The organism is Aquimarina ulvae, assembly GCF_053613295.3.
In genome coordinates, this window is record NZ_JBSIBP030000023.1 from 1 (window position 1) to 8,504 (window position 8,504).

Consider the following 8,504-nt stretch of genomic DNA (forward strand, 5'->3'; position numbering starts at 1 on the left):
CAGACAATCCCATCGAAGATACGATTATCAGAGGCGTACAAAGAGATATCAATTATACTTTATTAGACCCCGAAGAACTAGAAGATTTATACTATAGTTACCAAAGTGACAATGTCACAAATAAGTATCAACATTATACAGCGAAGCGTAATAAAATCATTGTTGGATTTATGATCTATCAAGGCTTAAAAACCGAAGATCTAAAATCATTAAAACAAGAACACTTACAAATCCATAAAGGCAAACTCTATGTTCCTAGCAGAAAGAAAAGCAATGCAAGAGAACTAGAACTAAAACCCTGGCAAATGATGAGTTGTCTTGAATACCAAAACGATGTTCGAAAAGAATTAGTAAAAAGACTTAAGAACTATGAAGATACGTCACAACTCTTTCCGTATACAGATCGCTTTACGATGACACCAACTATTATGAAACAATTAAAAAGATACAATCAAAAAGTAAGCAGTACCAAACAAATCCGCGCCAGTGTTATTACGAATTGGTTATCACAATACAACTTACGAAAAGTACAGTATTTAGCCGGACACCGATATATCAGTTCTACAGAAAGGTATTTACAAGATGATCTGGAGAATCTACACGAAATCGTAAATAACTATCATCCGATACATTAAAAAACTGAAATAATAATTTATAAACTATCTTTGTTATGAATGTAAAAATGAATGTTATGGATTTACAGGCAGATATCAAATGGATATTAGAGGAGTTGAAAGATGTAAAAGATCCCACGCTTATTGAAGCCTTTAAAAATATGTTGAAATACAGAAGAAAAGTAAGTGAATCTTCTTACGAAATATCTGATGAACATAAAGAGATTTTAGATCAACGATTAGCAGATCATAAGGCAAATCCTAATAGCGGAAGAAGTTGGAAAGAAGTAAAATCCAATTTACAGGCAAAACATGGGATATAGCCTAATTATTAAACCAGGAGCGGAACTGGATATTACAGAAGCTCTTGAATGGTATGAGGAAAATACAGAATTATCACTTGAATTACTAAATGAAATAGACGAAGTTCTTATCAGAATAGAAAGTGATCCTAATAACTTCCAAAAACGATATAGAGAAATTAGAATTGTATTTACAGATCGCTTTCGTTACGGAGTTCATTATACAATAGAAGATAAAACAGTGTATGTACAAGCTGTTTTACACACAAGTAGAAAGCCTAAAAATTAAAACAATCCCGAATCGAAAGGTTCGGGATTTTTGTTTTCATAAATAAATAACCAAGTGAGTCGCTATCGCTCCAATTTATTATTATCACATCAGCCCGAGGTGGGCTTTTGTAATAAGCTGTTATAAGGTGTTCCTTCGTCACTTCATAAGTCATATTTTCTTCTTCCACAATTGCAGAAAAAGCAATTTTTACAGACCGTTACAACTTCCTCACCTTCGGTCGTCAGCCTCCACTAGAAACATATGACCTTATTACGTTCCTCTTTCACTCGTAGCTACTTTTTTGCTTAAAAACAATATGGTACGCTATCGCTGAATAATAAATTAAGCAAAATCGCTACTTCATGGGCTACGCCGCTTGGTCGCAGCCTAGCCGATTATTTATGTTGAAGTTTATATTTTGATAAATCGGAAAACATAAAAATCGTCTGGCACACAAAACCGTTACACTCCTTTTTATGTGTCGGCTGCTCCTCTCCGCTTTGGCTACGCCTTTGTCTTCTGCGCTCGCCACGCAGGCATCTTCAATCGGCAGATTGCCTACCATTTAGATTAAAGCTGAAGGTCAGCCGCTCGATCCCTCGCAGCTTCAGCTTTAATCTAAATGTTTACAAAGGTGTTGGTAAAAAGTAGCTATTGAATAAACTAAAGACACTTTTTAGAGTAAGTTAGTAAAATGAAAATCAGGCACAAACATACAAAACAAGAAATAGGAGGTTCGTATCATTATTGGAAAAATGAAATATTAAAAAAGCATCTAGAGATTAATTATGAAATACTTACAAAGCCAGATTTAGTGGATGTTTATGAAATAAATAAAGATAACGGAAATCACACATTTATTGAAACAATTGATAGGTTTATAGCCAAAGATAGATATCTAAAAAAGGATAATAAGTACACTATACAGGATACTGATATAAACAAATTTGATGAATTATATAGACCTATTAAAAAGTATAATGCTCTAAAAATTAACCAAAAAATACCTAGTATTAAACGGATTATTGAAAAAAGTATTAACTCTAAAATATCAAAAGAAATATGGATTATAATCCGAACGGTTTTTTGTTTATTAATAGCTTATACCGTTTGGGCTTTGTTTAATGAACAGATCATTTATTGGATAAAATTTTTGACAAAAAACACATAAGATTATGTACTTCAAAAGTGGAATAGCGGAAGGATGCAGCGCAGAGGCTCTTCCGCTTTTGAAGTGGTAGCCTTAGTGGCGAATGAACGTCACGTAAACTAGCTAAAAAACCTCCGGTAATCAGCCGGGAACCTTCCAGAACTCACTAAATCACGTCTACAGCACGATTATACCGCTATAGTATTATAATATTCCTTCAAAAAATCATCGTTTAAAGCTCAAATCTTCAAGTATAGCAGTTGGTGTGTGGCTGTTTTACATAAACTCCAGTTATAGCTCCTGACTTTGGGAAGAGCAGGTATAACTAAGATTATGTAACACAGCTTTGATGATGCGGCTGGCTTTAGAAGTTAGCAAGTATAAATACACAAACCCGTAATAAAAGTAAAAGGAGAATTACTATTTTAGCCAAACAGAAGATAGACGACAGAAGGAACGTTCATAAAAAAATAGCTTTGAGCTGAAGGTAGTGACCTTGAAAAAAGTAGGATACCGCTTAAAAAAACGCATTAACTACTATCCTTTTGGTCTGCAACATAAAGGATACAATAACACAATTACCGGCAGAGAACATCAGTATAAATACAATGGTACAGAACTTACTAGTGATCTAGGCTACAATATGTACGAGATGCCACTGCGTGCTTATGATCCGGCAATCGCGCGTTGGAATCGTATTGATCCAGTAGTACATCATGGATTATCTCCGTATAATGCTTTTGATAATAATCCAGTGTTTTATAGTGATCCGAGTGGTGGGAACTCTTGGACTCATATCGGTGGTGGCTCTTATCAGAATGATGACGGAATCGTTACTCAAGATTGGGAAATGGCTGTTAGTGAAACCGCTTCACATTTTGGAGATGGGTTTACAGGTTTTAATTTCAATGACTTTTTTGAACCTATAGATACTAATGGTGATAATAACTCTTGTTGTGATAATGGCAATCCATTCAAAGGTACTGAAGAGTTGGAAGAAGCTGTAGTTAAAGGGGTTAATAAAAGAAATTTTCCTGCTGGATTTAATTGGAGTGGAGATCCTAGACTGGATTATGCTTTAGCAGTTGGATATCGTGATAAGTGGAATAACCATTTTAGTGGTTTCTCAGGAAATTTTGATGCAGGTTGGTATAACTGGGATCCTGATGGATTGGGTAATTTTGTTATGAATACTACAAGTAGTCTTATTGGAAATACTCTTATGTCATTTGGACCACTAGAATTTATAATAGGGGCTTCTCAAGTCTCTTATGGTCCTAGTAGAGCAGTAACCTTAGCTACGCCACTTGGTGATGATGTTGCAACAGCGGCAAGTTATATTTCAAGTTTCAAAAACTTAGCTCCTGGTTTTGATGATATTGTAATGCACGGAGAACAATTACAAAAGATGAGTTTTATGGAACTCAACCAGTTATTGAATGCCAGAGGTATAGAAGGAAATATAAGACTTTGGATTTGTGGAGCTGCTAAATCTGGAAAAACTACTGCGCAAGGATTAGCAAATTGGCGACAAGTCAATGTTTTAGCTTCACCATATGAAATTGAAGTAAGTAGAACGGGGTATAGATTTTTAGGCGCAGTTGAACAGTTCTTTACTTTATACACACCTAAATAGAAACAAAATGAACGAAAGAATAATATTTGATATTGAAAATAAGTTAATTTATAAAGTATTAGATACTTATATTATTAAATGTAGTAAAATTAAAAAACAATCTAAATTAATTAATGCTTACGTTCAGGATTCTGAAAACCTTACTTTTTTTTTGGATAGAACAAAATCATTATTTACCAATGATTATATTTCTCATTATAGAACATTACAAACTGATGGAAGTTGGATATGGAGTTCTGATTTAAATGTATATACAAAAGATTATAGTTTCATTTGGCCAAAAGAATTCGTAAATCAAGTTTGCAAACTAAAAGGAAAGATGAGGGATTTGAAAGATAATGATTTCTCTAAATTAGAAGCAGAATTAGTTATTACAGGGTATTATGAAGATAAATATGAAGATTTTATTAAAATTATCCCGCTCTCCGAAGAGTGATTAGGCTCTGCGACAGTTTTTAACTTCGCAGCGGTAAGAGTGAGCAGTGAGCGTATTAAATATTAAAAAGAAAAAAGCAGTCAACTGATTTATGGTTGGCTGTTTTTTAAAGGAATATAATAAAAGAATAAATAAATGAAAAGAATACTAAAGTTCGTATTAGTTGTAGTCACCATGGCTATTGTTACTTCTTGTAATAAAGATGATGAAAGTGTATCGCCTAATACGGTTATGGTCAATGAGACATTTTATACTCTTAATGGAGGTCTTTTGGATCGTAAAATAGAATGGCAGGGAGATAAATACTTCAGAGTTTTTGATATGGTTCTCTATGGAGGAGGTATAGAGCGTACCGGTAGTAGTTTTAGAGGTAAAGGTGTTATTGTTGTTGCCAGAATGTATGTAACAGGTTTAGAAAATTATATGGATGATGGTCATTATGTTTTTGGGGTAACGCCAAAACCCCTGACCTTTTCCAGAGTTGGTTATTCCACTAATTTTGATGTAAACAGTAGTGAAAACGATGCTCTTATTCCACTAGATTCAGGATCTATGGATGTTGTTTGGGACAATCAACATAAGATCAGTTTCGATATAAGAAATAATAATGGGGATGTGATTAGAGGATTGTTTGACGATGATATGATCATCCATTAGGTTTTAACCCCTTAACGCTAGAATTTTTCTAGTGGCGTCAAAGATTGGCAGGTAAGCGTAAGAACTATTAGATAATACAGAACCAGTTACGCTGTAAAGTTGTAGCTGGTTTTTTTATAAGATAGATTGTATTTTTCTTTTAGCAATAAAAGCATCGATAACAGAAAAGATGTGTTCTTTATCTTCTTCTTCAAACTTAGACACTTCTAGGATACGTTGACGGGTATTTTTATCCATTTGCACATCTGCTTTACCAGTAAGGTAATCTAATGATACATCTAGTATATCAGCAATTTTACGAGCAATCTCTATAGAGGGAAACACTTCGTTACGTTCATATCTGCCTAATACATTTTTATGAATACCAAGTTTAGAAGCTAAATCTGTTTGTGATATACTTTGCTCTTTTCTTAGTTCTACTATAATACTTCCAAAATTCATAAAAAGAAACGTTATAAGGTTTTTAACCCTCTGTTATTAGTAATAAGCAAAGATATAGAAACTAAATCGGTTCTTCAAAAACTAAAAAGTTTGTAAAATAAAACTAAAAGGGTATCTTAGCACCTAATTAGTTGTCAAATATATTTTTAAACCCAGCTCTGCGAAGAGTGATGCTCTGCGACAGTTTTTAACTTCCCAGCTCATCGAAGAATGATTAGGCTCTGCGACAGTTTTTAACTTCGCAGGGGTAAGAGTTAGAAATAAATAAGAGTAAAAGACCAGTTATGTTGTAATGATGTAGCTGGTTTTTTTAATCTGGTATAAATGTTGGGTCTCTTTTTTCTGGTAATTGAAGATCTTGATTAAATTCAGGAAATAATTGATTTGCTCTTACTGGATCTAATTGATTGGTATCCAAAAAATACCATTTTTCTCCGTTATTTCTAGATATAGCAAGCAGAAAGGAATTTGTAATAACTTTTCCTTTTGGGACTTTTAAAACTAATTTTTGAGGAACAAGGCAATGTAATTCATCACCAGCTACAAAAATCTTTTTAGGTTCACCGATTGCTACATCGCTAATTCTAGCCCCACCATCTTCCATTCTTTTTATTTGGGTAGTGATTTGATTTAGCATATTTGTGTTTCCCCCTGATAACTCTAACAATTTAGGATAGGTATAATCATTTATAAGTGTTTGATAGTCCTTTTCTTTTAAAGAGCTAATCATTTTATTAGCTTCAGATATAATTACTTCATTGTATTTATTCTGTCCGTAAGAATTTGTACAAATTAATAGGATAAAGGATAAGGTTACTTTGAATATCTTTTTCATAATTCCTTTTGTTGCAATTTTAAGAATATGCTTTTTTAGCTTTAAAGTCACGGATATACGCATCAATAATTTTAAATAGCGCGTTTTTATCTTCACTACCCATATCAATAATATCTTCGATACGTTTGGTAATATCTTTGTCAAACACGGTAGTATCACTATCTCCTACTAAATAATCTAAAGTAACATTAAGAGCATTAGCCAATCTACGAGCTGTTTCTATAGATGGCTTCATCTCATTACGTTCGTACTTCCCCACAATATCACCAGATACATTAGCAAGCTTACCCAACTCACTTTGTGATATTTTTTTCTGCTTGCGTACTAAGGTTATTCTGTCTCCAAAGTCCATTATAGTTCAGTTTTACGATATTTATAAGCTATATAGCACAAATATATATGAAGAAAACATCAGAAACAAATAGAATAGTTCTTGTCTAAATCTGAATAATTCTATAGTTTTGTGAATAATCATTCAGATAATATACTTTTCAACAATGCTAGACACCACCAATCCCAACAACTATGCATACACTACAAAAGACTTAGAAATCCATATTCTGGGCGGTATCAAGTTTACGAACCTAGAGCGTATGCGTGTGACATTGAGTGTTCAAAAACCAAAACAACATAATGTATTGAGACATAGTGTTGATTTGTATAATGATACTACGGTAGAAAAGTTTGTTAGAAAGATTGCAGAGCGTATCGAAATCGGTACCTCTATAGTGAGGCAGTGCCTCCAAAATCTCACTAGTGCGTTAGAACAATATCGCATTGATCAACTAGACCAAGAGCAGGTAGCACCTGCAGGCAAGATATTATCTAGCAAAGAGCGTAAAGCCGCAGAGAAGTTTTTAAAGTCAAAAGACTTGTTAAAAAAGACGAATGACCTGATTGGTAAAAGCGGAGTTATCGGAGAGGAAGTCAATCGATTATTAATGTATTTAATATTTACATCCAGAAAAACGTCTAGCCCATTACATTGTATCAGTTTGGGTAGTAGTGGTGTTGGAAAAACACATTTACAATCCAAAGTATCAGAACTCATACCTGACGAAGATACCATAGAAATAACGGTATTATCTGCCAACGCTTTTTACTACTTCAATAGAACAGAACTCAGGAACAAACTCATATTAATAGAAGATCTAGATGGAGCAGAAAGTGTACTCTATCCCTTACGAGAGTTACAATCCAAAAAGAAGATCACCAAAACCGTAGTTCATAAAGATAAAAAAGGCACTACCAAAACGATCCATCTTACCGTAGAAGGTCCAGTTAGTGTATCAGGATGTACCACTCAGGAATCTATTTATGAAGATAATAGCAATCGTAGTTTTTTACTATATATCGATGAATCCCAAGAACAGGATAAAAAGATCATGCAATACCAGCGGAGAGCCTCCGCAGGCAAATTAGATAAGAATGCAGAATTTGCAACCGCTAGATTTTTACGAGATGTACAAAGAATATTACAACCTATTAAAGTGATCAATCCCTATGCAGAATATTTAGAACTGCCAGCATCTGTATTTAAACCAAGAAGAACCAATAGTCATTATTTACAATTTATAGAAGCAGTTACTTTCTACTGCCAGTGGCAAAGACAGAAAAAATATGACGAGCAGACAGGAGAAGAATATATAGAAACTACGATTGAAGATATACGAGAAGCGAATCAATTAATTACTGAAGTATTACTGCATAAAAGTGATACTGTTAGCGGAGCAGTACGAAATCACTTAGAACGCCTCAAGGCGTATTTAAAAGAAAATAATCAGACAACTTTTACCAATACAGAAATCCGCAGAAATCTACGAGTAAAGGAAACCACCTTACGCAGATACAATACACAATTATTGGAAGAAGGTTATATCAAGAAAGTAAAAGGCAAAAAAGGTAAGCTCTACCATTTTGAAATCTTACATATCGACCAATACAAAGAACTTAAATCATTAATAAGAAATGCATTAGATAGATGTGTTGAACAAATACACCTCGCCACTTCGTCATAAGTTCGCCACTACTCAAATGGCGAAGTTAACAACCTGAATAAAAAAACATTACACCTACCTCGCCACAAAACTCTAAAAAACACATACCGTATGAAAAAGTTACAACTACAAAGCGATAGTTACAGGATACTTATTGCTAATTTT

General features: G+C 33.7%; 11 protein-coding genes. 8 read left to right on the top strand and 3 right to left on the bottom strand.

All coding sequences use genetic code 11. From position 1 onward, the window contains the following. The 7 genes from ACWGOQ_RS23665 to ACWGOQ_RS23695 form a co-directional block, all read left to right on the top strand. Positions 1-635, top strand: a 635-nt coding sequence (locus ACWGOQ_RS23665; RefSeq protein ID WP_458202880.1) for a tyrosine-type recombinase/integrase, incomplete at its 5' end; no start/stop codon positions are given. A gap of 35 nt (positions 636-670) precedes the next feature. Then, on the top strand, positions 671-937 hold the full coding sequence (locus ACWGOQ_RS23670) for an addiction module protein (RefSeq protein WP_452060377.1): 267 nt from the start codon (positions 671-673) through the stop codon (positions 935-937). Beyond that, positions 927-1,205 carry a type II toxin-antitoxin system RelE/ParE family toxin gene (locus ACWGOQ_RS23675; protein WP_452060376.1) on the top strand — a complete coding sequence of 93 codons (279 nt, stop codon included), beginning with the start codon at positions 927-929 and terminating at the stop codon, positions 1,203-1,205. The genes ACWGOQ_RS23670 and ACWGOQ_RS23675 overlap by 11 nt, the downstream gene beginning before the upstream one ends. A gap of 676 nt (positions 1,206-1,881) precedes the next feature. Then, the gene (locus ACWGOQ_RS23680; RefSeq protein ID WP_452060375.1) at positions 1,882-2,358 is read left to right on the top strand and encodes a hypothetical protein; all 477 of its coding nucleotides are present in this window, start codon (positions 1,882-1,884) and stop codon (positions 2,356-2,358) included. A gap of 475 nt (positions 2,359-2,833) precedes the next feature. Next, entirely contained in the window at positions 2,834-3,973 is a 1,140-nt protein-coding gene (locus ACWGOQ_RS23685) for an RHS repeat-associated core domain-containing protein (RefSeq protein WP_458202881.1), read from the top strand. 7 nt (positions 3,974-3,980) lie between these two features. After that, a complete protein-coding gene (locus ACWGOQ_RS23690; RefSeq protein ID WP_452060363.1) occupies positions 3,981-4,409 on the top strand; it encodes a hypothetical protein in 429 nt (142 codons plus the stop codon). 135 nt (positions 4,410-4,544) lie between these two features. Further along, a complete protein-coding gene (locus ACWGOQ_RS23695; RefSeq protein WP_452060362.1) occupies positions 4,545-5,066 on the top strand; it encodes a hypothetical protein in 522 nt (173 codons plus the stop codon). Positions 5,067-5,180: 114 nt separating this feature from the next. Here ACWGOQ_RS23695 and ACWGOQ_RS23700 read toward each other — a convergent pair whose 3' ends face one another. From ACWGOQ_RS23700 to ACWGOQ_RS23710, 3 genes are all read right to left on the bottom strand, one after another. Then, the gene (locus ACWGOQ_RS23700; RefSeq protein ID WP_452060361.1) at positions 5,181-5,507 is read right to left on the bottom strand and encodes a helix-turn-helix domain-containing protein; all 327 of its coding nucleotides are present in this window, start codon (positions 5,505-5,507) and stop codon (positions 5,181-5,183) included. A gap of 310 nt (positions 5,508-5,817) precedes the next feature. Continuing rightward, positions 5,818-6,342 (bottom strand): hypothetical protein, encoded by a 525-nt coding sequence (locus ACWGOQ_RS23705; RefSeq protein WP_458202882.1) that lies wholly within the window; start codon positions 6,340-6,342, stop codon positions 5,818-5,820. A gap of 19 nt (positions 6,343-6,361) precedes the next feature. Continuing rightward, complete coding sequence (locus tag ACWGOQ_RS23710; RefSeq protein WP_452060384.1) at positions 6,362-6,694, bottom strand: helix-turn-helix domain-containing protein; 333 nt, start codon at positions 6,692-6,694, stop codon at positions 6,362-6,364. 145 nt (positions 6,695-6,839) lie between these two features. On the opposite strand from ACWGOQ_RS23710, the gene ACWGOQ_RS23715 reads away from it, so the two are divergent. Then, on the top strand, positions 6,840-8,360 hold the full coding sequence (locus ACWGOQ_RS23715) for an MTBMA_p00010-related P-loop-containing protein (protein WP_458202883.1): 1,521 nt from the start codon (positions 6,840-6,842) through the stop codon (positions 8,358-8,360). Positions 8,361-8,504 lie beyond the last annotated feature (144 nt).